The following is a 26,902-nucleotide window of genomic DNA, read 5'->3' on the forward strand; positions in this document are numbered from 1 at the left end:
TGCGCCGCCGCATGCTCGAAGGCCCGCGTACAATCAGGCTTTGCCCTCTCGCCGTCATTCACGTGTAGGAGTTGTTCATGCCAGTTTCGCCGCGCCTTGCCTTCGTGCAGTGCCTGAGTCCGTCCGGCTTGCACCGGATGGCGTATCACGAGTGGGGCGACTCGCAGAATCCGCGCGTGCTCGTTTGCGTGCATGGCCTCTCGCGCACGGGGCGTGATTTCGACGTGCTGGCGCAGGCGCTGTGCAACGACTATCGCGTCATCTGCCCGGATGTGGTGGGCCGCGGGCGGTCCGATTGGCTGGCCGATCCGAAGGGCTATGTGCTGCCGCAGTACGCGTCCGACATGGTGACGTTGCTCGCGCGCGTGAATGCCGAGTCCGTCGACTGGTTCGGTACCTCGATGGGTGGCCTGATCGGCATTGGCCTGGCAGGCTTGCCGAAATCGCCGATCCGCAAGCTGCTGCTCAACGATGTGGGCCCGCGCGTCACGGAATCGTCGTTGACGCGCATCGGTGCTTATCTCGGACTGAACGTCCGCTTCAAGACGTTCGATGAAGGGCTTGCCTACCTCAAGACGATCAGTGCTTCATTCGGCCCGCACACGCCGGAGCAATGGCGTGAGTTGAACACGGCGATCCTGAAGCCGCAGGGCGGCGAGTGGATCCTGCATTACGATCCGCGCCTGGCCGAGCCGTTCAAGAACACCACGCCCGAAATGGTCGCGGCCGGTGAGGCGATGCTCTGGAAGCTGTTCGAGGCGATTCCCGGCGAGGTGCTGGTGGTGCGCGGCGCGCATTCCGATTTGCTCACGCGCGAGACCGTCGAAGCCATGATGCAGCGCGGCCAACATGTGAACACGGTGGAAATTCCCGATGTGGGCCACGCGCCGACCTTCATCCAGCCGGATCAGGTGGCGATCGCCCGCAAGTTCTTCCTCGGTCAATGACCGTTTGTCCGACCCCATTCGATTTGCAAGATGAGCACTGAACTGAAGCGTTACAACGTCGAACATCGTTATTCCGACGCGGCCGTCTACAACGGCGTCGTGTATGTGGCCGGCCAAGTGCCCGAGACCACGCTGGACGCCGGCATTGCCGAGCAGACGGCGGAGGTGCTCGCCATCATTGATCGCGTGCTGGCCGCCAACGACAGCGACAAGACGCGCATCCTGATGTGCCAGATCTTCCTCAAAGACATCAGCGAGATTGGCGAGATGAACAAGGTGTGGGACCAGTGGGTCGCCGCCGATTCTGGGAACTCGCCGCCGCGCGCCACCGTTGAAGCCGCGCTGGCCAATCCGAAGTACCGCATCGAAATCGTCGTGACGGCCGCACAGAAAAGCTGAGCCCGTCACGCAACAGGCCAGACGCAAGCAGGACGCATCATGGAGAACAAGACCGAACGGCCGGCCGAGGGGTCCGGATCGACGGCAGAGCAGGTCGCTCGGGCGATCGAATACCTCGTGGCGAATGCCGCGGACAGCGTCACGCTGACCGGCGAGCCGCTGGAGTCGCACGCGCGCGGCACGATCGCCATCCTTGAAGGGCTGCGCGTCGATACGCCGTCGTTGCAGGCGGCCGCGCTGTTTCTGTTGCCGACGCTGGCAATGGACAACGAAAAGGCGCTTGAGCCCGCGTTCGGGGCCGAGGTCGTCAAGCTCGTGCACGATGTGCGGCAACTGCTGCGCATCGGGGCCATTGCCGGCCTCGTCAGCCCGACCGATGCCAGCGTCACGCGCAAGAACGAAGCCGAAGCACGCCGCGCGCAAGTCGAGGCGTTGCGCAAGATGTTGCTCGCGTTCGCGCAGGACATTCGCGTGGTGCTGATCCGGCTGGCGTCGCGGTTGCAGTCGCTGCGCTGGCTGGCGCAGACGAAGCGCTCGGCGCCGGAAGGCATGGCGCGCGAGACGCTGGATATCTACGCGCCGCTCGCAAACCGCCTGGGCATCTGGCAGCTGAAGTGGGAGCTTGAAGACCTCGGCTTCCGCTTTGAGGACCCCGATACCTACAAGCGCATCGCCCGCCTGCTGGATGAAAAGCGCATCGAGCGCGAGAAGTTCATCGGCCAGGCCATCGAGCAACTCCAAAAGACCTTGCACGACGCCGGCATTCAGGCGGAGGTCAGCGGCCGGCCCAAGCACATCTACAGCATCTGGAAGAAGATGCGCGGCAAGGAACTCGACTTTGCCGATCTGTACGACGTGCGCGCCTTCCGCGTCATCGTCGACGACATCAAGGATTGCTACACGGTGCTCGGTTTCGTGCACCACATGTGGCAGCCGATCCCGAAGGAATTCGACGACTACATCTCGCGTCCGAAGGCCAATGGCTACATGTCGCTGCACACGGTGGTGATCGGCGACGACGGCCGCGCGCTCGAGGTGCAGATTCGCACGCGCGAGATGCACCACTTTGCCGAATACGGCGTGGCGGCGCACTGGCGCTACAAGGAGGCCGGCAGCAAAGGCTACGCCGGGCAGTTCTCCGCCAGCGAACGCTACGACGAGAAGATCGCTTGGCTGCGCCAATTGCTCGCCTGGAAAGATGACGCCGAGCACACCGTCGCGCACGAGGATTCCCCATGGGAACAGCTCAAGCACACCGAGCTGGATGATCACATTTACGTGCTGACGCCGCAGGCGCGCGTGATCGCGTTGCCGCAAGGCGCGACGCCGGTCGACTTCGCTTATTACCTGCACAGCGATCTCGGCCACCGCTGCCGCGGCGCGCGCGTCGATGGCACGATGGTGCCGCTGAACACGCCGCTCAAGAACGGCCAGACGGTCGAGATCGTCACCGTCAAGCAGGGCGGCCCGTCGCGCGATTGGCTCAACACCGAGCTGCACTATCTGGTCAGCCCGCGTGCTCGCACGAAAGTGCGGGCGTGGTTCAACGCGATGGAGCTGGAAGAGACGCTCGCCCAGGGCCGCGCGCTCATCGACAAGACGCTGCAGCGCGAAGGGAAGACCGCCGTCAACCTGGAGGAGCTGGCCGCCAAGCTCGGCTACAAGACGCCGGACGATCTGTACGCTGTCGTCGCCAAGGACGAGCTGAGTCTGCGCCGCATCGAGGCGGTCTTGCGCTCGGATGGGGCGCCGCCGCCGGCACCCGTCGACGACGAAGCCGCCATCACCAAGAAAAGCCGCGCCACCAGCGTGGCCCGTGGCGCGAAGAGTGGTGTGCTGGTGGTGGGTGTCGATTCACTCCTCACGCAAATGTCGCGTTGCTGCAAGCCTGCGCCGCCGGACCCCATTGTCGGCTTTGTCACGCGTGGCCGTGGTGTCTCGATCCACCGTCAGAGTTGCGCGACGTTCCAGCAACTGGCCGCCCGGGCACCGGGCCGTGTGATCCAGACGGAGTGGGGCCAACGCAGCGATTCGGTCTATCCGATCGACATCCAAGTCGAAGCGCTGGACCGGCAGGGCTTGTTGCGGGACATCTCGGAAATCCTCTCGCGAGAGAAGATCAACGTGACCGGCGTGCGCACGCTGTCGAGCAAAGGCGTCGCGAAAATGCAGTTCACTGCGGAGGTGTCAGAGGCGACGCAACTGCAGCGCGCGCTGACTTTGATCGAAGAAGTGCAAGGGGTATTGACAGCCCGAAGGAAGTGACGGTATAGTCTTGTTCTTCGGCAGGCTCGTAGCTCAGCTGGTTAGAGCACCACCTTGACATGGTGGGGGTCGTTGGTTCGAGTCCAATCGAGCCTACCAACGCATTTAGCAGGACGCGTCGGGTAGGGTGTCCAAGCCGTCATCCTCGTAATTCCCGGGTTTGTCCCGTACAACTGAACACAGGGCGAAATATGATTCAGGCACCGCGAACTACAACCGCTTCGGAGCGACAGTAGTCAAGGTGCGTTTTTCGCCCTTTGCGGTCTGCCCAAGCGGTAGATGGCGCAAATGAAAACGCGGCCTTGGCCGCGTTTTTTTTCGTCCGCAGTTTCGTGTCACGCGTGGCGATCAAGCTGAAAGCGCTTCGAAGCATTCGATTCGACAACCTGCTGCGCTGACTTGGCGCGGCGCACGACAGAATAACGACCGCTGTGCATCTCTGAAACCCGAAATGCGCAACGGTGACTCCACAGGAGCAAGCATGATCGCAATCACGTTGCCGGATGGTTCCCGGCGTGAGTTTCCCGGCCCGGTGACGGTCGCAGAAGTGGCGCAAAGCATCGGTGCAGGCCTGGCCAAGGCGGCTCTGGCGGGCCGCGTGGACGGTCAGATGGTCGACACGAGCTACACGATCGACCGCGATGCCAAGCTCGCCATCATCACCGACAAGGACGCCGACGGCGTTGACGTGATCCGCCACTCTACGGCCCACTTGCTGGCTTACGCCGTCAAGGAGCTGTATCCGGACGCGCAGGTCACCATCGGTCCGGTCATCGAGAACGGTTTCTACTACGACTTCGCCTACAAGCGCCCCTTCACGCCCGAAGACCTCGTTGCCATCGAAAAGAAGATGACCGAGCTGGCCAAGAAGGACGAGAAGGTCACGCGTGAAGTCTGGAATCGCGATGAGGCCGTCAAGCTGTTCGAAGGCATGGGCGAGAAATACAAGGCGGAGATCATCGCCTCCATCCCGCAGGATCAGGAGATCGGCCTGTACCGCGAGGGCAACTTCGTTGACCTGTGCCGCGGCCCGCACGTGCCGTCCACGGGCAAACTGAAAGTCTTCAAGCTGATGAAGGTGGCGGGCGCGTATTGGCGCGGCGACCACAACAACGAGATGCTCCAGCGCATCTACGGCACGGCCTGGGCCAAGAAGGAAGACCAGGAAGCCTACCTGCACATGCTGGAAGAGGCCGAAAAGCGTGACCACCGCAAGCTCGGTCGCGAACTCGACCTGTTCCACATCGACGAGTACTCGCCCGGCACGGTGTTCTGGCACCCCAAGGGCTGGACGTTGTGGCAGGAGATCGAGCAGTACATGCGCCGCGTGTATCGCGAGAACGGCTACCAGGAAGTGAAGGGGCCGCAGATTCTCGACAAGACGCTGTGGGAGAAGACCGGCCACTGGGACAAGTACCGCGAGAACATGTTCATCACGGAATCGGAAAAGCGCGAATACGCGCTGAAGCCGATGAACTGCCCCGGCCACATCCTCATCTATAAGCAAGGCATCAAGAGCTACCGCGACCTGCCGCTTCGCTTCGGCGAATTCGGCGCGTGCCACCGCAACGAGCCTTCGGGTGGCCTGCACGGCATCATGCGCGTGCGCGGCTTCACGCAGGACGACGGCCACATCTTCTGCACGGAAGACATGATCCAGGCCGAGGTGACGGCGTTTACGACGTTGCTGCAGAAGGTCTACAAGGATTTCGGCTTTACCGAGATTCTCTACAAGCTGTCGACGCGTCCGGACAAGCGCATCGGCACGGAAGAAAGCTGGGACCGCGCCGAGGCTGCGTTGGCCGAGGGCTTGCGTGCGTCGGGTTGCGAATTTGAGTACCTGCCGGGTGAGGGGGCGTTCTACGGTCCCAAGATCGAATATGTGCTTAAGGATGCACTTGGGCGTCAGTGGCAATGCGGCACGATCCAAGTCGACCCGAACCTGCCGGAGCGCCTGGATGCTGAATTTGTAGGCGAAGATGGCGCGCGCCATCGCCCGATCATGCTGCACCGAGCCATCGTTGGCAGTCTCGAGCGCTTTATCGGTATCTTGATCGAGCAATATGCCGGAGCGCTGCCGACGTGGCTTTCCCCGGTGCAGGTTGCGGTGCTCAGCATCACCGATTCGCACGCCGAATACGCACAATCCGTTGTGCAATCCCTGCAAAAACAAGGATTTAGGGCGGTCGTCGATTTGCGGAATGAGAAGATTGGGTATAAAATCCGCGAGCATTCCGTCCAGAAGGTCCCATACCAGATCGTGGTTGGCGACAAGGAGCGGGATGAAAATCAGGTGGCCGTGCGTGCCCGTGGCAACGTCGATCTAGGCTCCATGCCGCTGTCGGCGTTCGTTGAGCGACTGCAGAACGATCTCGCCAACAAGTCATGAGCTGGGCACGGCCTGTTTTTTTGATTCTTCGAGGACATCAACATCGCTACTGAGAAATCTCACCGCATCAACCGCGAGATCAGCGCACCGGAAATCCGGCTGACCGGGGTTGAGGGAGAAGCGCTCGGCATCGTCAAGCTGTTCGACGCATTGCGTCTGGCAGAAGAAAAAGACGTCGACCTGGTCGAGATCGCGCCGACTGCGCAGCCGCCCGTTTGCCGACTGATGGACTATGGCAAGTTCAAGTATCAGGAGCAGAAGAAGGCTCACGAGGCCAAGTTGAAGCAGAAGGTCATCCAGGTGAAGGAAGTCAAATTCCGCCCGGCTACCGACGACAACGACTATGGCGTCAAGCTGCGAAACGCCACGCGCTTCCTAGAGGATGGTGACCGGGTGAAGGTTACCTTGCGTTTCCGGGGCCGCGAAATGGCGCACCAGGAGCTCGGTATGCGCGTGCTGGAGCGTATCAAGGCTGACCTGGAGGAATTTGGTCAGGTTGAGCAGATGCCGAAGATGGAAGGCCGCCAGGCAGTGATGATGTTGGCGCCCAAGAAGAAAAAGTAATGCAGCGGCGGCCGGGCGATTCCGGCTGCGCTGAGCAGGTTCCAGACGGAAACGTCGGAAGACGCGGCAGGTGTCAAAGCCTGCCGCGATACAACAAGTGAGCCCGGGTCTTGCAAGTGTCGGCGCCAGCCGTCCACCTGGCTTCATGTCAAAAACGGAGTTGTTCCATGCCGAAGATGAAGACGAAGAAAAGCGCTTCCAAGCGCTTTACTGCCCGTCCTGGTGGCACGATCAAACGTGGCCAAGCCTTCAAGCGTCACATCCTGACCAAGAAGACCACCAAGAACAAGCGTCACCTGCGCGGTACCGAGGGCGTCCATGAGACGAACCTGAAGTCCGTTCGCGCAATGATGCCGTACGCCTAACCCTAACTAACTACGAAAGGAGCATTTCATGCCTCGAGTAAAACGTGGGGTCACAGCGCGGGCCCGTCATAAGAAGGTTATCAGCGCAGCCAAGGGTTACCGCGGCCGCCGCAATAACGTCTATCGCATCGCCAAGCAGGCGGTCATGCGTGCTGGCCAGTACGCCTACCGCGATCGTCGCAACAAGAAGCGCGTGTTCCGTGCGCTCTGGATTGCACGTATCAACGCTGGCGCACGCGAGCATGGTCTGACCTACAGCAAGTTCATGAACGGCCTGAAGAAGGCGTCCATCGAGCTGGACCGCAAGGTGCTGTCGGACATGGCCATTCACGACAAGGTGGCTTTTGCTGCCATCGTGAACCAGGTGAAAGCCAACGTCGCCTGAATTGGATTGGCCGGGCAGGCTGCTGGAATTGCCCAGTGACTTTGCCGGCTGATCACCCTGACGGGGCTCTCACCGAGCCCCGTTTTTTATTCCGCGCATTTCGCGGACCCGAATCACCCGAATTTTCTCGCTCGCCTTCCCATGTCACTGGATCTGGATCAAGTCGTCGTCGATGCCCAAAACGCGTTTGCCTCCGTGGAGGACAACGCCTCGCTGGAAAACGAGAAGGCGCGCTTTCTCGGTAAGTCCGGCGTGCTGACCGACTTGCTCAAAGGCTTGGGCAAGCTCGATCCGGAGACACGCAAGTCCGAAGGCGCGCGCATCAACCAAGCCAAGAGCCGTGTTGAGGAGGCGCTGAACGCTCGCCGTCAGGCGCTGGCCGATGCGCTGATGAACGCACGCCTTGCAGCCGAGGCGATCGACGTAACGCTGCCCGGCCGTGATGTGGCCGAAGGTAGCCTGCACCCCGTGATGAACACCTGGGAGCGCGTCGCCAAGATCTTCGGTTCGATCGGTTTCGATGTGGCCGACGGCCCTGAAATCGAATCCGACTGGATGAACTTCACGGCGCTGAACAACCCGGACAACCACCCGGCGCGCTCGATGCAGGACACGTTCTACATCGACGGTCGCGACAGCGAGGACAAGCTCCTGCTGCTGCGCACGCACACCAGCCCGATGCAGGTGCGCTATGCCCGCATGCACGTCGAGAAGTACAAGCATCTCGACCGCATTCCGCCGATCAAGGTCATCGCCCCGGGGCGCACATACCGCGTCGACAGCGATGCCACGCACTCGCCGATGTTCCATCAGGTCGAAGGCCTCTGGATTGCAGACAACATCAGCTTTGCCGACCTGAAGGGCGTCTATACCGATTTCCTGCGCAACTTCTTCGAGCGCGACGACATCCAGGTGCGTTTCCGCCCGTCGTATTTCCCGTTCACCGAGCCGTCGGCCGAGATCGACATGGCATTCGGCAACGGTAAATGGCTGGAGATTTCCGGCTCCGGCCAGGTGCACCCGACCGTGGTGCGCAACATGGGCCTGGACCCCGAGCGCTATATCGGCTTCGCGTTCGGCTCCGGCCTGGAGCGCTTGACGATGCTGCGCTATGGCATCAACGATCTGCGCCTGTTCTTCGAGGGCGATGTGCGTTTCCTGCGCCAGTTCGCATAAGCGCCGAGCGCTGCTCGCACTGGTACTTCATCGCCCCGTTAATCGAATTCTCTTTCCTGTCGCGCCATGCAATTTCCGGAATCCTGGCTTCGCAGTTTCGTCAATCCGTCGATCACCACGGATGAGCTTTCCCATCGCCTGACGATGGCTGGCCTCGAGGTGGAAGAGGTCGACCCCGTTGCGCCGCCGTTCTCGCAGATCGTCGTCGGGCATGTGGTCGAGGTGAACAAACACCCGGACGCCGATCGCCTCAACGTGTGCAAGGTCGATGCGGGCACGGGCGAATTGCTGCAGATCGTCTGCGGCGCGCCGAACGTGTCGGTAGGCATCAAGGTGCCGTGCGCGCTGGTCGGCGCCGAGCTGCCGCCGGGCGAAGACGGCAAGCCGTTCAAGATCAAGATCGGCAAGCTGCGTGGCGTGGAAAGTTACGGCATGCTGTGTTCGGCCCGCGAGCTGAAGCTGTCGGAAGACCACGGCGGTCTGCTGATCCTGCCGGAAGACACGCCGGTGGGCGAGGACATCCGCAAGGTGCTCGATCTGGACGACCAGATCTTCGTCATCAAGCTCACGCCGAACAAGGCCGACTGCCTGTCGATCCATGGCGTGGCGCGTGAAGTGTCCGCGCTGACGGGTGCGCCCATCACGGTGCCGTCGATGGCGCCCGTGGCGGTGACGCTGGCCGACAAGCTGCCGGTCAAGGTGGAAGCGCCGGACCTGTGCGGTCGTTTTTCGGGCCGCATCATCCGCGGTGTGAATGCACACGCGAAGACGCCGGCCTGGATGGTGTCGCGCATCGAGCGCGCGGGCATGCGCAGCGTGTCGGCGCTGGTCGATATTTCGAATTACGTGATGCTGGAGCTGGGTCGTCCGTCGCACGTGTTCGACCTGGACAAGATCCACGGCGGCCTGACGGTGCGCTGGGGCAAGGCTGGCGAGCAACTGCAGCTGCTCAACGGCGACACCATCACCGTGGACGAAAAGGTGGGCGTGATCTCGGATGAGCAGGCCATTGAAAGCCTCGCCGGCATCATGGGCGGCGACAAGACAGCCGTCACGCTCGATACGCAGAACATCTACGTCGAGGCCGCATTCTGGTGGCCGGAAGCCATCCAGGGCCGTGCCCGCCGCTACAACTTCTCGACCGATGCCGGCCATCGCTTCGAGCGCGGCGTTGACTATGCGACGACCGTTGAACACATCGAGCGCATCAGCGCGCTGATCCTCGAAATCTGCGGCGGCCAGGCTGGGCCGATCGACGATCAGATCGTCAACTTGCCGAAACGCGAGCCGGTGCGCATGCGTGTTGCACGTGCGGCCCGTGTGCTTGGTATTCCCCTGTCGCACGATGTCGTGGCGGACGTGTTCAAGCGCCTCGGCCTGACGTTCAACGTGGACGGCGATGTGTTCATCGTCGAGCCGCCGTCGTACCGCTTCGACCTGGAAATCGAGGAAGACCTGATCGAAGAGGTCGCCCGCATCTACGGTTTCGAGCAGATTCCAGCCAAGCCGCCCGTGGCCGAGAGCGCGATGCGGCCGACCGACGAGGCGCGCCGCACGATGCATGACGTGCGTCACGCCGTTGCCGCGCGCGATTACCACGAGGTCGTCAACTTCGCTTTTGTCGAGACCGAATGGGAAGCCGATTTTGCCGGCAACACCAACCCGATTCCGCTGCTGAACCCGATTGCCAGCCAGTACTCGGTGATGCGCAGCACGCTCATCGGCGGTTTGCTCGACAAGGTGCGCTACAACCTGAACCGCAAGGCTTCGCGCGTGCGCATGTTTGAGGTGGGGCGTGTGTTCCACCGCGATGCGAGCGTCGCCGACGGCGGTCTGTCGATCGCCGGCTACGCACAGCCGATGATGGCCGGCGGCATTGCGTATGGTCCGTCGAAGGAAGAGCAATGGGGCGTGCAGACGCGTCCGGTCGATTTCTTCGATGTGAAGGGCGATGTCGAGTCGCTGCTGTGGCCGCTGCAGGCGCGTTTCGAACGCGCTGAGCATCCTGCGCTGCATCCGGGCCGCTCGGCGCGCGTAGTGCTGAATGGCCGTGCCATCGGCTGGATCGGTGAACTGCATCCGCGTTGGCTGCAGAAATACGATCTGCCGACTGCGCCGGTGGTGTGGGAGCTGGAACTGGACGCAATCACGGCAATCGGTTTGCCGAAGTATCGCGAAGTACCCCGCGTGCCCGCAGTGACGCGCGACATTGCGCTCGTCGTGCGCCAAGACGTGGCGGTGCAGGACTTGGTCGATACCTTCGAAAAAACGGCTGTTGGCACGCCTTGGCAGCGCTATCTGCAAGGCGTTGTGCTGTTCGATGAATTCCGTCCGAAGGCCGCCACGGCTGCCATTGGGGCGCAGGAGAAAAGCCTTGCCTTCAGAATTACGTTGCAAGATACTGACAGCACCCTTCAGGACGACATTGTCGATGCCGCCACACAGCAACTGATTCGAGCGGCCGGCGATGCATTCGGCGCGCGCCTGCGCGCTTGACGTCTCAGACGTCCGCACTGCGCTAGAGACAGCTCGAACGAACCTCCGCATTCGGATCGAATACGCTAAGCGAATCCTATGAACGATCAACACGCGCCAGCGTTGGCGGCATCCTTGGGCGACTCGCTCGGTTCTTCTTCAGCAGCGTTGGGCGACGCACGTGACGTGCGCGCTCAGGATGTGCCGACGCTTACCAAGGCCGAGCTTGCCGAGATGCTGTTCGAGCAGGTCGGCCTGAACAAGCGCGAGTCGAAGGATATGGTCGAAGCGTTTTTCGACGTGATTCGCGAGGCGCTCGAGCAGGGCGACAGCGTCAAGCTGTCGGGCTTCGGTAACTTCCAGTTGCGCGACAAGCCGCAGCGGCCGGGCCGCAATCCGAAGACGGGAGAGATCATTCCCATCACTGCGCGCCGCGTCGTTACGTTCCACGCCAGCCAGAAGCTCAAGGCGCTCGTTGAAGAGCGTGTCGAGCCGCTGCCGGTCGACGTCGCGTAATTCTGCTGAGCGATTTCGTTCAGCCGTCCGTTCAATCCGTCTCTTTCGCCAGCCCTGTAGTCCAGTCCTGTATGGCCGCCGATAAACACACGGAGCGGGTCAACCTGCCCCCGATTCCCGCCAAGCGCTACTTCACCATTGGTGAGGTGAGCGACCTGTGCGCCGTCAAGCCGCACGTGCTGCGCTATTGGGAGCAGGAGTTTACGCAGCTCAAGCCGGTCAAGCGACGCGGCAATCGGCGCTACTACCAGCACCATGAAGTGCTGCTGATCCGGCGTATTCGCGAGCTGCTGTACGAACAAGGCTTCACGATCAATGGCGCGCGGAATCGGTTGGATGAGTTGCGGCATGGCGTAAGTGCAGAACCGGTGGAGGCGACGATGCCCGAGGTCGACACTCAAGCCACGATGGTGACGAGCGGCGTGGTCGATGTGCCTGCCTTGCATCGGGCACTTCAGTCAGTACTGGACATTCTGCGCACGGATAAATGATAGGCGACCGGCGGTAACCCACTAGTCACAGACAGTGAGGCTCTGCTATAATTATTGGCTTCGGGGCGTAGCGCAGCCTGGTAGCGTACCTGCATGGGGTGCAGGTGGTCGGAGGTTCAAATCCTCTCGCCCCGACCAGACATAACCCGCACAGTCATTGGCTGTGCGGGTTTTTTGTTTTCTGCATTGAGCGCTGCTGTGTCCCGTGTTGTCGATGCAGCCAATGGCGGCCGAGTGTAACTGTGAGCGGTCGTTCAATGGCACATCAGGCCGCTTGACGCAAGCTGCGCTAGATGGTCGGCACAGCAGGTGCACTAACTCTTTGCGGCTCGTTGATGTTGCTGCCGAACGCGGGGCGCGCGTCAGGCCTCTGGCAAGAATGGGCCGTAGTGCATTGGTTTCTCCACCAGACTGGCACTGACTCAGTGGCCCTGGGGCCTGTATTGCATCCGAGTCGCCGCCAGATGGGTTGGTAGCCTGCCCGAACGACGGCGATGTCCCATGGGTTCGAATCCGAGGCTCCGATAGAGCGCTGCTGCGCGTACGTTCGTGTCGAGCACATCGAGCACAAGCACCTGGTCGGCCATGGCGGGTAGCAGTTGCTGGGACATTGCGTGCGAGAACAGCGCGTTGAATATACCTTGTCCGCGGAGGCGGGGGTGCGTGGCGCAGTGGGCAAGCAGCGTCTGGCGCCGCGTTGGAGCGGGGATCTCGGTCTCGAGAATCAGCCCTCTGCGGATAAGACCGGGCGTGCGGAGCGGTCCGAAATGCTGGAGAAAGTCGCGCACCGAGTAGAGATCGTCAAACGCGTTTTTTCGGCCGTTCTGAATCGCGAGCACAGCGACTGGCTGTTCTTCGAGTGTGGCAACCAAGTGGCGCTTCCATGAGAACCGCCCGGTTGGTGCGGTGATGGCCCGGCGGAGGAATGCCTCACATTGAGCAGGTGGTACACCGAGTAGCCAATCAAACTCCTGGCTCCCGGAAGCCAGTACCAATGGGGCGAGGGCGGCGGCATCGCTTGCCATGGCCGGGCGGAAGCTGAGTGCAGAGCCGAATTGCGCGCAAATCTGCCGGGTCGTAATCATCTCAGCGACGCGCCAATTGTGCGACGGACTCTACCGTGTAGGCGATCTGTTCCGGTGTGTGGGTGCAGCAGATGAAAAAGCGCAGCCGCGCGGCTTTTTCCTCCACAGCAGGATAGAAGATCGGTTGCGTGTTGATGCCTTTCTCGAATAAGGCATTGGCCCATTGCGCGGCTTTGAGCGAGCTGCCGATGATCACCGGCACGACCGAGTATCCTGCACTCAGGCCAGTATTGAGGCCTGCCTCGCGTGCGGCGTCCAAGAACTGACGCCCGCGCTCGCGAAGTGTGGTGACCCGCTGCGGCTCTTCGAGCATGCGCTGGAGGGCCGTCAGGGAGGCGGCTGCCAGCACTGGAGATAATCCTACGCTATACAGGAAGCCGGGTGCCAAGTGACGCAGGATGTCGATCAGCGCTTGCTCGCCGGCGATGTAGCCACCGCAGCCGGCCATTGTCTTGCTGAAAGTGCCCATCCAGATATCGACGTCACGACCGGCCAGCCCGAAATGCTCTCGAATACCTTTGCCGGTCGCACCGAGTACACCGAACGAATGCGCTTCATCGACCATCAGGAAGGCGCTGTGGCGTCGCTTGATATCAATGAAACGTTCCAATTCCGGAAAGTCGCCATCCATGCTGTAGATGCCTTCCACAGCGATCAACACGCGCCGATACTCGCGCCTCACGCGCGCCAGCAGCGCATCCAGCGCAGCCCAGTCGTTGTGCGGGAAGTTCAGTCGCTTTGCGCCGCTGAGCTGTGCTCCCTGGACGATGCTGTTGTGGGCTAGTGAGTCGTGCACGATCAAGTCACCGGGGCCAAACAGGCAACCTATCACTGTGACGTTCGTGGCATGCCCGCTCACGAAGGCGACACAGTCATCGACTTCGTAGATACGCGCAAGCGCTCGCTCCAGCTGGCGCTGCACCGGCCGCTCGCCGGCCACCATGCGGCTCGCGGAGGCCGACGTGCCGTACTGATCGATCGCGGCCTTGGCGCTGGCCGAGACCACGGGATCGCCAGCCAGGCCGAGATAGTTGTAGTTGGCAAAGTTGATATAGCTTTGGCCATCGATCTGCGTGGTTGCGCCGGCCACACCTTCGTGCACCCGAAAGAACGGAGAAGCGATGCCCATGTGCTCGCTGGCCTTGCGGATGATCGAGACCTGTTGGTACGCGGGCAGCGTGTCGAAACGGCACAATGCGGCATAGTCCGACACGGCCGTCGACTGTGCCGACCGCGCCGTTGGCGCGTCTCCGACGTGCGCAGCCGCGACGGCGTGCTCTGCGCCCGTTCCCATTTCCTTCGTGACCCGTTCAAGCTGTCGCTTCAAGGCCTTCGCAGCGAGTTGCTGCCGCAACTGGTCTCCCAGTCCCATACCGCGGATTCCTTCGTTAGAGAGTGGTGGTCGCCCATTCCCAAGCATTGGGCCGGGCGAGCAGGGCGGCGCAAAGCCGGTAGTTCATTTCGTGACTGGGGCGCAAGGCCGTGACCTTGCCCTGGAGTGGCGCGCCAAGTAGGGCGAGATCGCCGATCATGTCGAGTACCCTGTGCCGCACGAACTCCATGGGCAGGCGCATGCCGCCAATCACCTTCGCGCCCACAATGGTGGCGGTGCATGACGGCCTCGCGCCACGGAGAATTGGCTTGCCGCGCAGGTAGCCGAACAGAATGGCAGGTAGCGCCCAGCGCAGGCGTCCATATGAGCGTGATGGTGCGATGCCCGCCGCGAACGACGCTGGATCGATGACGCCCTGCCAGTTCATTTCGCCGAAGCCCTTGAGGTCGTTGGTGACTGACATTTCATAGTGGTCGGCTGGCGCAAGGGTTGTGCGGTGCATGGGGCCGTCGTCAACCGTGACCGAGTCGAGAATGCGTAGAAAACGCTTGGGCGCATCCAAGGCGAGACGTCCACAAGCCTCAATCGCGTGCAGCCACGGCAGCGCGCTGCCATCAAGGATCGGCACTTCCTCGGCATCCATCTCGACAGTGGCGTGGTCGATCTGGGCGGCTAGCAATGCCGCAAGCAGATGTTCAACCGTGCGTATGCGCCACCCGTCAGCATTCTCGAGTGCAGTGCAGAGCGGCTGTGCCAGGCGCAGCGACGCAGAGGCTGGCAGCCTTGCAAGCTGCCGGCCGTTACGCATGCGCCGGAAGACGATACCGTGCCCCACCCCTTCTGGGTGCACGCGCACATTGACGCGCTGGCCCGTATGCAGCCCGTGGCCCGACAGCCGCAACTCGCGTGCTAGTGTTCCTTGGTCAGGTGCCCAGCCGTGCGTGGCAATCATGGCGTCGTCTCGGGGACAACGTCGGTGACCTGACGTTGGACACCCATTTCGCGGGCCATCTGCTGCAGTTCGTCGCTGCTCATTTCCGCGCCATGAATGGCTGACAGCGACGCCAATTGCTGGGCGACATCGTTTGCAGGGCTGGCTTCTTGGCCTCCCGTTGCGCCCGCGCGCACCGATTCGGCGATCTTCTGCGCGAGTGAGCGCACCGTCGCGCCTTCGGCAAGCATCATCACTGGCAGCTTGACTTCGAAGCACTCTTCGATGGCCATGCCCAATTCCATGCCCATCAGCGAGTCCATGCCCAGATCGGTCACCGAGCGGTCGGGATCGATCTTACTGGCGGGGAGATGGAGAATCCGCGCAATCTGCGCTTGCAGAGTCTCGATCACTAGCTGTGCGGCTTCGGCGGCGCCAAGCGCACGGATGTCGGCCTGCAGGCTTGCGCCATCGGAGTGCTGCGATTCGCTGCCTGTGCCGCTACGCATGTCAAGATAGCGGAGCGAGCGGGCGGCTGGCATGACACGTGAGATAGATTCCCAATCCAGCCACAGCACCGCCTCGCCGGCACGGCCACGTTGTAGAACTTGCTCAAGCGCTGCCATTGCCTGGGCCGAGGTGATTGCGCGTCCGCCAATGCGGGTCTGCAACGCCTCAAGCGTGTGAGCGTTGCGGGCAAGGAAACCCACGTCCTCAAGCGGGCCCCACGCCATATAGGTGCCCGGCAATCCCTGCGCACGACGTTGGTGAACCAGTGCTTCGAGGAAAGCGTTGGCCGCTACGTAATTGGACTGCCCCGGGTTGCCAAGGAAGGTCGTAGCCGACGAATACACCACGAAGAAGTCCAGGGCCAGCCCGGCCGTAGTCTGATGCAGGTTCCAGGCCCCGGCGACTTTCGGCGCCAGCACATCCCGCATCCGCATGTCGTCCAGGTTGACAATCAGGCCATCGGCGATGGTCATTGCAGAGTGCACGAGGCCCTTGAGAGGCGTGCCGCGGTTGGCAAGCCCGTCGATGAGCGCTTGCACCGCTGAACGATCGTTGAGGTCGCAAGACACAACCGCAGTGTCAACTTGGAGCGTGTCGCGCCAGCGCGCAGCTTCCTCGGCCAGTTCGGGCGCGAGCGCGCCCCGTCGGCTGGCCAGCACCAGATGGCGCGCGCCGCGCTCCACCATCCAGCGTGCCGTGGCAAAGCCTAGACCACCGGTACCACCTGCGACCAAGTAGGCTGCTGCGGGATCCAACGCCAAGCGCTCTGCGTCGATGGTCTGTTGCGGTGCTGGCACCCCGTCAGCGAAGGTGACGACGATCTTGCCAATTTGGCGCGCCTGCTGCATGTAGCGGAAGGCTTCCTCGATGCGCTCGGCGGGGAAGGCGCGGTACGGCAACGGGTCGAGCACACCCTGTTCCAGCAGTGCCATCACCTGGCTGAACAGGGCAGCAGTGAGTTGCGGCGACGCATCCATCAGTTGGTCGGCGTCAATCCCGAAATAGCTGATGTTATTGCGGAAGGGTCGCAGGCCGATACGGCTGTTTTCGTAGAAATCGCGCTTGCCCAGCTCGAGGAAGCGCCCGAATGGGCGCAGCACGTCGATGCTGCGCACCATTGCTTCGCCGGCGAGCGAGTTGAGGACGACATCCACGCCTTCGCCGCCTGTTGCATGCCGGATATCGTCGGCAAATGCCAAGCTCCGAGAGTCGAACACGCGGTGGGCGCCAAGCAGTCGCACGAATTCACGTTTTTCGTTGCTGCTGGCAGTAGCGAAAACTTCAGCGCCAAGGTGGCGGGCCAGTTGCACGGCGGCAATGCCAACGCCACCGGCTGCGCCGTGCACCAGTACCCGCTCCCCTTTGCGAAGACGCGCCAGCTCGTTTAGCGCGTAATGCGCCGTAAAGAAGGTCGTTGGGATCGTCGCCGCTTCTTCAAAGCTCAGTCGTGCGGGTTTGTGTGCCAGTGCTGTTGCGCGGGTGCGCAGCCGGCTTGCATAGCAGGCCGGTGCAAAGCCGAGCACTAAATCGCCGGTGGCGAAATTCGTGATAGCGCTGCCCACGCGGGTGACGCGGCCGGAGAACTCCATGCCAATGGTTGGACCGGCAAAGCCGTTCTCTACGGCTTCGTCGGACAGCAATCCCATCGCATACATGACGTCCCGAAAATTCAAGCCCGCGGCCATCGGTTCGACTTCAACTTCGTCGGGCTCCAGGTTGAATGCTGGCAACGGGAACCACCGCAGGTGGCTGAGCGAGCCTGCCGATTCAAAGCCGAGCACAGCAGGCGTGGTCGATGCGCTGAGCTCAGACCGCGTGGCCTGGTCTCGAAGTTCGGCGACTTCTGCGGACACCATGCGCGACACATAGCGCGCTTCCGGGGTGAGCACAACTTCGTCTTCCACATCGCCGCTCACTAGTTCACGGCAGAGCAGAGGGACCGGCAGCGGCTCGCGCGGATCGATATCGATGAGCCTACATTGCAGTTCGGCGTGCTCGTTCATCAGCACGCGGCCCAGACCCCATAGAGTAGCCTGCGATGGCTGTAGCGCCGAGGCGGGCATGCCTGGCACGGCCAGCGGCGCGCCACCGCAGGTAATGATCGACAGCCGCGCGCTGGCACGCTTGCCGCTCAAGCCGCGCGCCAAGCGCGCTAACGCCACTGAGGTAGGCTCCTGCGCCTGCATCAGAGCGGTCGCATCCGCATCATCGCCAAGCCGCGGGGCATCGGCAGCGAGGAAGATGATTTGGCACGGTGTCCCAGTGTCGCTCAATGCTGCGTGCGCTAGTGCCGCTTCGGGCGAATCTACCAATGCCGCCCGCCGGGCGTGGCTAGTCGGACTTGTACCTGCGATCGTGTCGTCAATCGCAGCAGCCAGCGTGGTGGCGAGGTCGCCAGGTGTGCCGGGGCATACGATCAGCCAGTTTGCAGCAAGGCGTTCGGCGATGCTCTCGGTGCTGTCGGTGCCGTCCAGGACCATCTCCGCGATATCGCGCGAATCAGCTTGGCGACCAAACTGACGGCGAGCCAGTAGCAGCGCAGGCGCGCCCTCGATCTGAAGATCAGCCTCGATATGGCGGGCCGGTGTCTGGAAGCCCTCGGCAAGCAACATCGCTTCAATGGACTCTGCAGGGAGCAGGTCACCGCGGCTGGTGAACCACCAATCGGGCGACAGGCCGAACACAATGTCCGAGAAGCGGCTCGGTTGCGCCTCGCTGAGCACCAGCAGCGCACCTGGCGCCATCCACGTGCGTATCGCCGCCAACAATCGATGCGGCCCGTCCGACGCACGCAGCAGGTTGTTGAGCACTACCACGTCGAACGTGCGGCTACGGCCGGTCTCGACGATGAGTTCTGGCTGATCGCCCAACTGCAGGGTCGCGGTTCGGACCAGCGGATGGCGACCTGTATCAAAAGCATCGAGTTGTTCCGCACTGCCTGCAATGGTGTAATCGCAGCGGCCCTGCAGGTGAGCCGCGATCGGCTCGAACACGTTGGCTTGTGGCGTAACAATTTCCAGCACGCGCATCGGGCGTCGCTCGGTCCACGCCTCGATGCAGGCATCCAGGCTGGCTCGGGCCATTGCGTTCACATGCGTCCACGTCGGGGACGCCTCGAACAGGTGGTCCAGAAGGCTGTTGCGTACCGGGGGTAGCACGGCGGCGGCTTCACGTTCTCCGCGCAGGACGGCGGGAAGTGCAGCGCCACAATGGGCAAGAAGCGTCAGTTCGGCAACGTGGCCCGGCGACAGTGACAACACGCTCCGCCAGAGTTCGTCAATGGTCGGAAGCGTTTCTTCGCCCGCGGTCAGCTTGCCGTCAAGGCGGACCAGGACTGCATCTTCCACCAGCATGTCGACTAGCCTCGCGAGCAGTGCGGGGTTCGCACAAGCCGGCAGTTCGGCTTTGCCGAGCACGTCAAGCGCTTCCACAGCGCGCAAGGCGTAGGCCGCAGCCAGCACGTCGATCAGAGGCAGGACTTCGACGAGGTGTCGATTGCGGTGCGCGGCGTCTTCCCTGGCTGCCACAGCGGTGGAGGCCTTGGCCAGCAGGCTGGCCGGCGACGATACCGCTGCTGCGGTTGCCTCGGTCGTTGGCGTGGCTTCCAGCGTGTAGACGTAGCGCCCCGGTTTGCCATGGCGGCGACCCACCAGGTCGACGCGGCGGAAGCGGCATGCGGAGAGCTTCAACACCGTATTGCCGGCCGTGTCCAGGTAGTGGAAGTTGGCGACCAGCGAATGTGGGCTGCGGCGTTCGACGCGTGCCACCACTCGAGCCGGCACACCGCCAAAGTAGTCCATTCGTCCAAACTGGACCGGTACGTACGCAGCCTGACTGGCGCCAGGCTTTCCAGATGCCATCAGCGCCAATAGCGGATGCAGGCCGCTGTCCAGCGCGCCAGGATGCATCGCATAGCGCTCCAACTGGTCCTGCTGCGAGGCAGGCACGGCAAGCTCAGCGAGCGCAACGTCGCCGTCGATTCGGACAGCTTGCACCCAGCGGAAGGCCTCGCCAAACTCCAAGCCGACCGCGCGTGCCGCTTCATATAGCGCGCTGCCCGCGATGGGAGCTTGCGCTTCGAGCACGGCCACGCATTGCGGTTCCACTGGCACCGTTTGCGGCGGACCGCCGACCAGCAGGCGGCCCACCACATTGATGGTCCAAGGGTCGTCGCTCACCCGGGGGCGGGTCTCGATGACGAAGCCCGCGGTGCGCGGGTCCAGCGTCAAACGGAAGAGGCGGCCTTGTTGGGGCTGGAACACCACCGGGGTGCGAATCTCCAGGTTCTCCACTGCGCAGCTGACGGTGCCGAAGTAGCTGCGCGCCGCGGCCAGCGCCATTTCCGCGTAGCCGGCGCCCGGGAAGGTCACTGCACCGTCCACCACATGGCTGGCAAGCATCGGGAGCTTGACGGGGTCAAGCTGGTTTTCCCAGGCGGCGGCACAGTCCTTTAACCGGTAGCCAAGCAGCGGGTGCTCCCGGTGCCGGTGGACGAGATCGTAGCCTTCAGCCGTAATGGGTGCCCAGTACGGCGTGCGCTGCCAGGGATAGGTTGGCAGCACCACCTCGCGGTGGGCGTTGGGGAAGACGGCATCGCGGTCGAGCCGGGCGCCGTGCGCGAGTGCAGCACAGAAGGCGTGGCGTAGTTGGCTGCCCTGGTCGAGGTTGCGCTTGAGCGTCGGAAGCGCGATGCCGCTCACACGTGCGGCTTCCAAAGATTGCGACACGTAAGTGCGCAGGATCGAATGCGGCCCAACTTCAAGGAACAGCCGCATGCCGCTATCGATCAGCTGGCGCGTCGCAGGCTCGAACTGGACGGGTTCGCGGATATTGCGCCACCAATAGCTGGCGTCCAGCTCGATGCCCGACAAAGGCGTGCCCGTCACCGTCGACAGGAAGGTGCAGTGCGTGGCTTGCGGCTTCAGATCGCGCAAGCCGTCGACAACGACATCGCGAATAGCATCCATCTGCCTGCTGTGGAAGGCATAGTCCAGATCAAGCACTTGGAAGAACTGGCCTGTCTGGGCCAAGCGCAACTGCATGGCCTCCAACGCGGCGAGCGAGCCGGCCAGCGTGACCGCGCCAGGGCTGTTGATGCCCGCGATTTCAAGGTCGTCATCCAGACCCAACTCGGCGATCAGTGCGCGCGCTGCGTCTTCGCTCATGCCCGCTGCCGCCATCTTGCCCTGGCCGGCGGTCAGCGCCTGCGCACGGCTGCGCACCTTGATGACGCGCACGGCCTGCTGCATTGACAGGGCACCAGCGGCATACGCAGCCGCCACTTCGCCCACGCTATGGCCATAGCATGCGTCGAAGCGCAACCCCTGCGCGAGCAACGAATGAACGATGCCAGCCTGCATGGCGAACAATAGCGGTTGCGCGTTCTCAGTACGCTGGAGCCACTCGGCAACAGCGCCATCACGCATGACTTCGAGCAGGGAGGCGCTGCCATCGGCGCACCAGAAAGTGTCGATCTGCTCTACGGTCGCGCGGAAGACGTCGTCTTCCTGCAGCAGACGCTGCCCCATGCCCGCCCATTGCGAGCCATTGCCAGAGAACACCAATGTCAGTTTGCAGTCGTTGGCGACCGCTTCGGCGACAATGGCGGCCGGTGCGATTTCGCCTTGTGCCAGTGCTGCCAGGGCCATGATGCCTTCCGCGCCAACTCCGGCATCTGACGGGTCCATGACCGCCCGATGGTGGAGGGGCTGCCTGCGATGAGCCGTGGCCGCTGCTAGCGCGTGCCACGACGCACCGGAACTCAGCTGGTCACGATAGGCGGCGGCCAGTGCCCGCAGTGCCTCCTCTGAGCGCGCGGTGAGCATGAGTGGGGCAGGGCGACTCGGCGCAGCGCTTGTGCTCGTCGCCTTGCCCGTTACGGCTGCGTGAGGTACCGGTGTTGCCTCGCGCAGCAGCACATGGGCATTGGTTCCACCGAAACCAAACGAATTTACGCCAATCAGCAGTGGCGAGTCTTTGGGCGGCAGCGCCGTGTAGCGATCGACCACACGCAAGTTGCCGCCAGTGAAGTCGATATTCGGGTTTGGCGTGCGGAAATGGATTGTTGCCGGCACCGCGCGGTGCTTCAGGCACAGGATCGCCTTGATTAGGCCCGCCATGCCGGACGCTGTTTCGAGATGACCTACGTTGGTCTTGGCCGAGCCGATCAGCAGCGGTGCCTCGGGTGTGCGCAGCCTGCCGATGACGTCGATCAGTGCCCGCGTTTCGATGGGGTCTCCAACAGCGGTGCCGGTGCCATGTGCCTCGAGATAGTCCAGCTCGCGCGGGTCGATGCCGGCACGCGCGTAAACGTTTTCCAAGAGCGCCGCCTGCGTTGCGGAGGCAGGCACGTTGATCCCGCCTTGGGAATGGCCGTCCGAGTTGACACCCGAAGACGCGATCACGGCATGGATCGTGTCACCGTCGGCCAGCGCTTTGGACAGCGACTTGAGCACTACCAGCGCACCACCTTCGGCCCGCACGTAACCGTCGCCCGAAGCATCGAACGCACGGCATCGCCCAGTGGGCGACAGCATGGACGCTTTGGCAAAGCTGACAAACGGGAACGGGTGCAGCAGCAGGTTGACGCCTCCGGCAAGTGCGGTTTCAACTTCGCCAGCGCGAATTGCATTGCATGCTTGGTGCAGTGCCACCAGCGAAGAGGAACACGCCGTGTCGATCGACATGCTGGGGCCGCGCAGGTCAAACAGATACGAGATGCGGTTGGACGCGATGCTGAGCGTGTTGCCGGTGGCGGAATAGGCGTCGACGACACTGAGGTCGTCGACGCCGCGGTCGCCGTAGTCCTGCGCCGCTACACCGATGAACACCGCGCAATCCTGTCCGGCCATCTGCTTGGGCGCATGCCCGGCGTGCTCAAAGGCTTCCCAGGCCAGCTCAAGTAGCAAGCGTTGCTGCGGATCCATCTGCTGCGCTTCGCGCGGCGAGATCCCAAAAAACTCCGCGTCGAAGCCCGCCACGTTATCGATGACGCCTGCCGCGAAGGTATAGCTTTTGCCCGGTTCCCGTTTGGAAGGGTGTTGATAAAACTCGGTGCTGAACCGATCGGAAGGCACCTCGGTCACGGCATCGGTTTCGGCGACCAGGAGTCTCCAGTAATCCTCCGGGCTGTGAACTCCGCCCGGAAACCGACACGACATTCCGACAACAGCGATTGCATCCTTCATCTTCTTAACCTGCTCAATTTCTACTGTGCTTGCGGCTTCACGCTGCCATCCTGGTGCGCACCAAGATCGCAGAACTAGTGTTGCTGGTTCTCCGTGCTTGCCGCGTTTGTTCTTGATGCTCCGGCACCGTGTGATGCCGGTAACGGTACGCTGATCAAGTCGATCAGCAGTTGTCCCAACGATTCGATACGTGTCCGCACGCGCTCCTGTCGAGGCGACGGTGTGGGGGCAGCGTCGCTGCGCCAGATCAGATACTCGCTATCCGTGGGCTGCACGCCGGTTTGGCGATAAACCTCCGATAGCGCTGGCACGTGGTCTCCATAGAAACACAGGACTGCGGGTCGTTTGCGGCCAGCCAGATAGCGTGTCAGTTGCCCGATCATGGCATCCGCATTCACTAGGTGGCGCAGATAGGCCGTCAGGTCATCCCACGGTTTGCCTTCGCCAAATGCATGGTACGAGGCGGCCTCGCCGGCGGACACGCGTTCCAAATGCAGTGGCCCGTGGTTTTCGATCGTCATCGCCATGATGAATGCCGGCGAATCGCCGGCAGCTTCCAGTTGCGCCTGAATGGCATCGGCCACGGCAAGATCGGCGACATACGGGCCTGCCCGCTGTGCTCCGTCGAAGTGACGTATGTCGAGAAACTGGTCGAAATGCAGCAATGGCATCACGCGGTCCCGGCCAAAAAAATCTCCGTGATACGGATGCATTGCCACGGTGTGGTAACCCGCGCGGCTAAACCACCCCGCCAGCGACGTACACGGTTTGCGGATATAGGCATACGGGTAGAACCGTGCGTAACCCTGCTCGGCAGCACCCAGGCCGGAAAGCAGTGAAAACTCCGTACGCATCGTGTTGGCTCCCCAGGCGGGCACCTCCAATTGGCCGCATTGGACGGCTCCGGCACAGGTTGCATCGAAGTACGGCAGCAGATCGGCGCGTACTTCAGGGCCAAGCCGGCGTGCATCAAAGAACGACTCGCTCTGGATGACGATCACGTCGGGCCGAGTCGCCGGTTCAGCCGTGCGCGAAAACGGACCGCGACTCATCGCCGTCCGCAGCGTTTTTCCTGTTGACGGACGCAAGCCATTCAGCAGCCCCGCCACGAACACGGTATAGAAGCCGTGGTGGCTCTGATCGGTGTCGGGTTGATTTGTCAGTGGTAGGGCGCGCGCGGCCAGCGCGTGTATCAGGGCACAAACTGCCGCGCCGCCCACAAGCAGCCCTTGCGACGCTTCCGGCAAGGGGGTGCTGAGCACAAGCACACCCATGAAGACCGCCACACCGATGCCCAGCACAAGCACGCTGCCAGCGCTTAGGAATGGCAGGTACATGCGCGGATGCCGGAACAGCTGGCTAAACAGGCTCAGGTCTGTGAAGACGAGCGGTTCGCGCAGCGAGGCGTACTTGGCGTTGCTCACTACCACCAACAGTCCGGTCAGCGACAACGCCACGAATCCGGCAAACAAGGGGCGTGTCGATACCGCGAGGGTCAGCAGGAACACCGTCGCTACCGAAAATGCGTGCGTGGCAAGCGCTGCCGTACTGCGCCGCCACGGGGGTGCGCAGCGCGGCAAAGCAATGGCGTCCGGCAGGAACGACATCGCGAGCGCAAACAGGAAGATGGCTGCGCCTGACATGTTGTGTCAGCGCTCTGCCCGGGGCAGGTAAGAAAGTCTGTCCAGAATGCGGTCACCCAGCAACGGCGGTAGCAACGGCAGCAGGCGCATGCCCAGCGCCAGCAGTGCCGGAAAGGCGATCTCCGCTCGCCCGGCCTCCAGCTTTGTGCGGATATACCGGGCTGCCTTGTCCGCCGACCACAGAAAGGGCTTGTCGCCGGGAAAGACGTCGCTCATCGCCGTCTTGACGAAACCGGGGAACACCAGCGACAGACGCACACCATCGGCCGCCAGCAACGGCCGCACCGACTCGCCGTAGGCTTTGATGGCCGATTTGCTCGCGCAATAGGCCGGTGAGATGGCCATGCCGCGAATAGCAGCAAGCGAGCTGACCACTGCTACGTGCCCACACTTTCGTGCGCGCAGGCGTTCCAGCACGGGCAGCAGTGTGTGGAATGCACCGTAGAAGTTGGTGTCAAAGACCTCGCGCGTGCGAGCGAGGTCTTCCCAGTCGCTGGACGAAGAAAGCGTGCTCGCCACCCCTGCGTTTGCGATTAGCAGATCGATCGGGTGCGCATCGTCGAATGCCGTTAGCCATGCAGCGACGGCGTCGGCATCACGGACATCCACTTGCGCCGTGACTACGGTGGCACCTGCCTGCCTACACTGCTGCGCGCAGGCTTCCAGTCGCACTGCATCGCGCGCAGCCAATCCAAGCGTGACCCCGGGTTCGGCGTAGGCGTGAGCCAGTGCCTGGCCAATCCCGGCGCTCGCACCGGTAATGACGATGCAACGAGGGCGGCGATCAGACATGGGCCACTGTCTCCAGTCGCTTTACCGCACCGGCCGTGGCCATGGCGATGCCGGTGCGCGTATAAAAGTCGCCGTTGATTTGCGTGTGGTGCACCAGATAGTCCAGGAAGGCTTGGTACAGGGCCATATCCGGTCCTTCTGCCTCATTCCAGAATGCATCCAGGGTGCCTTGCCACGTCATGCCCTGCATGTCATAGATGGCCGTTCCAAGCGCGATGAGGGGTCGGCGGTGGTGCAGGGCAGATAGCCCCACCGTGCTGTTGACCACGACCACACCGCACGCATGGTCGAGCAAGGTTGGAAGGTGACCTGCGTCAATGAACTCGAGACGATCGGCCACGCCTAGCGCCTTTGCAGTCTGTCTGGCGTAGTGGCGGTATTCGATCAACCCGGTGTCCAGCGGATGATTCTTGATGATCAGCAGCGCATCTCCTGGGGCATGCGCTGCAAAAGATGTCAGTACCTCGTCGATCGCTTGGCGAACACTACCAAACGGGGAATGGACCTGGATCTGAGAATCCGAATTCAGCTGCAGCGGGAACAGGAAGTAGGGCAGCTTCTTCGTGAGGAGGCGTTCCGTCAGCCGCTCTGCCTCCAAGCGATGCGGGCGTTGCTGAAGCAAGCGCCTGGCCAGCCCCGCGTATTCGCGGTAGCCGTTATGGGGGCGATGGCTTTCATAGTGAGGAAAGCGGCTGGCGTACAGGGCATTTGCCATGCGGTAGCGGATGTCGTGGAAGGCCCGTTCGTAAAGGTTGTAGCCGGTGGTTTGGCCGGTGGGGCTGGGCGGCGTCGCAGAGCGATGCTCGCGATACCAGGCCGGATCGCGCGGCAAACGTGAACGGCCATTGACTCCATGCGCTTCCATGGTAAGCCAATGCGGGCGGACATAACCTTCTTCAAAAACGTTTACACGAACATTATTTTGCTCGGCAACCGGATATACCGGCTTATGAATTTTTCTGCAATCCCCAAAGAGTAGGATGTCGGTGAAATTGCCGGATTTAAGCAGGTCGGAATACCAACCGGTAAGGTTTTGGGGTTCGTCTGCATAATCGACTCCCACCTCAGGTCCGGCGTATGCGAGATCGCCGCCGCAGAAATTGACGCGTTGCACGCGGTGTCCGCGCTCCTGTAGAGCAGACAGCAACTCGCGGAAAAATGGGGAAGCCGTGCCTTGCAGGGCGAGAAAAGATCGGCGCATCAATAGAGAAGCGGGGCGGCCGGCTGAATGTTAAGAAAACTTAAAAAAGTCGATGGGGCGCCGCGCGCCATGGCGAAGCATGCCTAGTATGGCTTTCGGGCAGGGTGGGAGGATACCGTAAGCGGCCATGCCTCGTTAGAAAAAATCCTCCAGGCCATTGTCAATCGAATGCAACTGACGGCGACCTGCAATAGCGCCGCAGCGAAGCGCTGGCTATAATCAGTGCCCCCAAATGGCGGCTCCGCAGT

Annotated in this window: 18 protein-coding genes and 2 tRNA genes; 13 read left to right on the forward strand and 7 right to left on the reverse strand. The window is 62.3% G+C overall.

What is annotated here, in order from left to right; translation table 11 throughout:
• Positions 1 to 77 precede the first annotated feature (77 nt).
• The 13 genes from R2676_RS20545 (at position 78) to R2676_RS20605 (ending at position 12,110) form a co-directional block, all read left to right on the forward strand.
• Positions 78 to 947: an alpha/beta fold hydrolase gene (locus tag R2676_RS20545; RefSeq protein WP_206273772.1), complete on the forward strand. Its 870-nt coding sequence runs from the start codon at positions 78 to 80 to the stop codon at positions 945 to 947.
• A 30-nt stretch (positions 948 to 977) separates the two neighbouring features.
• Positions 978 to 1,346: a RidA family protein gene (locus tag R2676_RS20550; RefSeq protein WP_206273771.1), complete on the forward strand. Its 369-nt coding sequence runs from the start codon at positions 978 to 980 to the stop codon at positions 1,344 to 1,346.
• A 39-nt stretch (positions 1,347 to 1,385) separates the two neighbouring features.
• Positions 1,386 to 3,611: a RelA/SpoT family protein gene (locus tag R2676_RS20555; RefSeq protein ID WP_027681224.1), complete on the forward strand. Its 2,226-nt coding sequence runs from the start codon at positions 1,386 to 1,388 to the stop codon at positions 3,609 to 3,611.
• 22 nt (positions 3,612 to 3,633) lie between these two features.
• Positions 3,634 to 3,710 (forward strand) — tRNA-Val (locus R2676_RS20560).
• Positions 3,711 to 4,092: 382 nt separating this feature from the next.
• The gene (thrS, locus tag R2676_RS20565) at positions 4,093 to 6,000 is read left to right on the forward strand and encodes a threonine--tRNA ligase (RefSeq protein ID WP_206273770.1); all 1,908 of its coding nucleotides are present in this window, start codon (positions 4,093 to 4,095) and stop codon (positions 5,998 to 6,000) included.
• 42 nt (positions 6,001 to 6,042) lie between these two features.
• Positions 6,043 to 6,564: a translation initiation factor IF-3 gene (infC, locus tag R2676_RS20570; RefSeq protein ID WP_180815287.1), complete on the forward strand. Its 522-nt coding sequence runs from the start codon at positions 6,043 to 6,045 to the stop codon at positions 6,562 to 6,564.
• Between the two features lie 167 nt (positions 6,565 to 6,731).
• A complete protein-coding gene (gene rpmI / locus R2676_RS20575) occupies positions 6,732 to 6,929 on the forward strand; it encodes a 50S ribosomal protein L35 (protein WP_004636003.1) in 198 nt (65 codons plus the stop codon).
• Between the two features lie 28 nt (positions 6,930 to 6,957).
• Positions 6,958 to 7,314 (forward strand): 50S ribosomal protein L20, encoded by a 357-nt coding sequence (rplT, locus tag R2676_RS20580; RefSeq protein ID WP_012762124.1) that lies wholly within the window; start codon positions 6,958 to 6,960, stop codon positions 7,312 to 7,314.
• 141 nt (positions 7,315 to 7,455) lie between these two features.
• Positions 7,456 to 8,490 carry a phenylalanine--tRNA ligase subunit alpha gene (gene pheS, locus R2676_RS20585; RefSeq protein WP_027681227.1) on the forward strand — a complete coding sequence of 345 codons (1,035 nt, stop codon included), beginning with the start codon at positions 7,456 to 7,458 and terminating at the stop codon, positions 8,488 to 8,490.
• A 66-nt stretch (positions 8,491 to 8,556) separates the two neighbouring features.
• Complete coding sequence (pheT, locus tag R2676_RS20590; protein WP_206273769.1) at positions 8,557 to 10,986, forward strand: phenylalanine--tRNA ligase subunit beta; 2,430 nt, start codon at positions 8,557 to 8,559, stop codon at positions 10,984 to 10,986.
• A gap of 78 nt (positions 10,987 to 11,064) precedes the next feature.
• On the forward strand, positions 11,065 to 11,481 hold the full coding sequence (locus tag R2676_RS20595) for an integration host factor subunit alpha (RefSeq protein WP_206273767.1): 417 nt from the start codon (positions 11,065 to 11,067) through the stop codon (positions 11,479 to 11,481).
• Positions 11,482 to 11,552: 71 nt separating this feature from the next.
• Positions 11,553 to 11,972, forward strand: coding sequence for a MerR family transcriptional regulator (locus R2676_RS20600; protein WP_206273766.1), 420 nt, complete (start codon positions 11,553 to 11,555; stop codon positions 11,970 to 11,972).
• A gap of 61 nt (positions 11,973 to 12,033) precedes the next feature.
• Positions 12,034 to 12,110, forward strand: a tRNA-Pro gene (locus R2676_RS20605).
• A 284-nt stretch (positions 12,111 to 12,394) separates the two neighbouring features.
• Here the strand turns inward: R2676_RS20605 and R2676_RS20610 are convergent.
• The 7 genes from R2676_RS20610 to R2676_RS20640 form a co-directional block, all read right to left on the reverse strand.
• Complete coding sequence (locus R2676_RS20610; protein ID WP_316857601.1) at positions 12,395 to 12,844, reverse strand: GNAT family N-acetyltransferase; 450 nt, start codon at positions 12,842 to 12,844, stop codon at positions 12,395 to 12,397.
• A 214-nt stretch (positions 12,845 to 13,058) separates the two neighbouring features.
• Positions 13,059 to 14,429, reverse strand: a complete 1,371-nt coding sequence (locus tag R2676_RS20615; protein WP_206273764.1) for an aminotransferase class I/II-fold pyridoxal phosphate-dependent enzyme — start codon at positions 14,427 to 14,429, stop codon at positions 13,059 to 13,061.
• Between the two features lie 16 nt (positions 14,430 to 14,445).
• Positions 14,446 to 15,342: a UDP-3-O-acyl N-acetylglycosamine deacetylase gene (locus R2676_RS20620; protein ID WP_206273763.1), complete on the reverse strand. Its 897-nt coding sequence runs from the start codon at positions 15,340 to 15,342 to the stop codon at positions 14,446 to 14,448.
• Positions 15,339 to 23,018 (reverse strand): SDR family NAD(P)-dependent oxidoreductase, encoded by a 7,680-nt coding sequence (locus tag R2676_RS20625; protein ID WP_316887441.1) that lies wholly within the window; start codon positions 23,016 to 23,018, stop codon positions 15,339 to 15,341. The genes R2676_RS20620 and R2676_RS20625 overlap by 4 nt, the downstream gene beginning before the upstream one ends.
• 74 nt (positions 23,019 to 23,092) lie before the next feature.
• Complete coding sequence (locus R2676_RS20630; RefSeq protein ID WP_206273761.1) at positions 23,093 to 24,661, reverse strand: LTA synthase family protein; 1,569 nt, start codon at positions 24,659 to 24,661, stop codon at positions 23,093 to 23,095.
• Positions 24,662 to 24,667: 6 nt separating this feature from the next.
• The gene (locus R2676_RS20635) at positions 24,668 to 25,453 is read right to left on the reverse strand and encodes an SDR family NAD(P)-dependent oxidoreductase (protein ID WP_206273760.1); all 786 of its coding nucleotides are present in this window, start codon (positions 25,451 to 25,453) and stop codon (positions 24,668 to 24,670) included.
• A complete protein-coding gene (locus R2676_RS20640; protein WP_206273808.1) occupies positions 25,446 to 26,654 on the reverse strand; it encodes a capsule biosynthesis protein in 1,209 nt (402 codons plus the stop codon). The genes R2676_RS20635 and R2676_RS20640 overlap by 8 nt, the downstream gene beginning before the upstream one ends.
• Positions 26,655 to 26,902 lie beyond the last annotated feature (248 nt).

This window comes from Ralstonia flatus (assembly GCF_958439105.1).
Taxonomy (GTDB): domain Bacteria; phylum Pseudomonadota; class Gammaproteobacteria; order Burkholderiales; family Burkholderiaceae; genus Ralstonia; species Ralstonia flatus.

What these genes read in the sequence shown, in the direction of transcription:
- thrS (WP_206273770.1), top strand. Translation starts at nt 4,093, where the DNA reads ATGATCGCAATCACGTTGCCGGATGGTTCCCGGCGTGAGTTTCCCGGC.
- R2676_RS20625 (WP_316887441.1), bottom strand. Translation starts at nt 23,018, where the DNA reads ATGAAGGATGCAATCGCTGTTGTCGGAATGTCGTGTCGGTTTCCGGGC.
- R2676_RS20615 (WP_206273764.1), bottom strand. Translation starts at nt 14,429, where the DNA reads ATGGGACTGGGAGACCAGTTGCGGCAGCAACTCGCTGCGAAGGCCTTG.
- R2676_RS20620 (WP_206273763.1), bottom strand. Translation starts at nt 15,342, where the DNA reads ATGATTGCCACGCACGGCTGGGCACCTGACCAAGGAACACTAGCACGC.
- R2676_RS20600 (WP_206273766.1), top strand. Translation starts at nt 11,553, where the DNA reads ATGGCCGCCGATAAACACACGGAGCGGGTCAACCTGCCCCCGATTCCC.
- R2676_RS20555 (WP_027681224.1), top strand. Translation starts at nt 1,386, where the DNA reads ATGGAGAACAAGACCGAACGGCCGGCCGAGGGGTCCGGATCGACGGCA.
- R2676_RS20640 (WP_206273808.1), bottom strand. Translation starts at nt 26,654, where the DNA reads ATGCGCCGATCTTTTCTCGCCCTGCAAGGCACGGCTTCCCCATTTTTC.
- R2676_RS20595 (WP_206273767.1), top strand. Translation starts at nt 11,065, where the DNA reads ATGAACGATCAACACGCGCCAGCGTTGGCGGCATCCTTGGGCGACTCG.
- pheT (WP_206273769.1), top strand. Translation starts at nt 8,557, where the DNA reads ATGCAATTTCCGGAATCCTGGCTTCGCAGTTTCGTCAATCCGTCGATC.
- pheS (WP_027681227.1), top strand. Translation starts at nt 7,456, where the DNA reads ATGTCACTGGATCTGGATCAAGTCGTCGTCGATGCCCAAAACGCGTTT.
- R2676_RS20630 (WP_206273761.1), bottom strand. Translation starts at nt 24,661, where the DNA reads ATGTCAGGCGCAGCCATCTTCCTGTTTGCGCTCGCGATGTCGTTCCTG.
- rpmI (WP_004636003.1), top strand. Translation starts at nt 6,732, where the DNA reads ATGCCGAAGATGAAGACGAAGAAAAGCGCTTCCAAGCGCTTTACTGCC.
- R2676_RS20635 (WP_206273760.1), bottom strand. Translation starts at nt 25,453, where the DNA reads ATGTCTGATCGCCGCCCTCGTTGCATCGTCATTACCGGTGCGAGCGCC.
- rplT (WP_012762124.1), top strand. Translation starts at nt 6,958, where the DNA reads ATGCCTCGAGTAAAACGTGGGGTCACAGCGCGGGCCCGTCATAAGAAG.
- R2676_RS20550 (WP_206273771.1), top strand. Translation starts at nt 978, where the DNA reads ATGAGCACTGAACTGAAGCGTTACAACGTCGAACATCGTTATTCCGAC.
- R2676_RS20545 (WP_206273772.1), top strand. Translation starts at nt 78, where the DNA reads ATGCCAGTTTCGCCGCGCCTTGCCTTCGTGCAGTGCCTGAGTCCGTCC.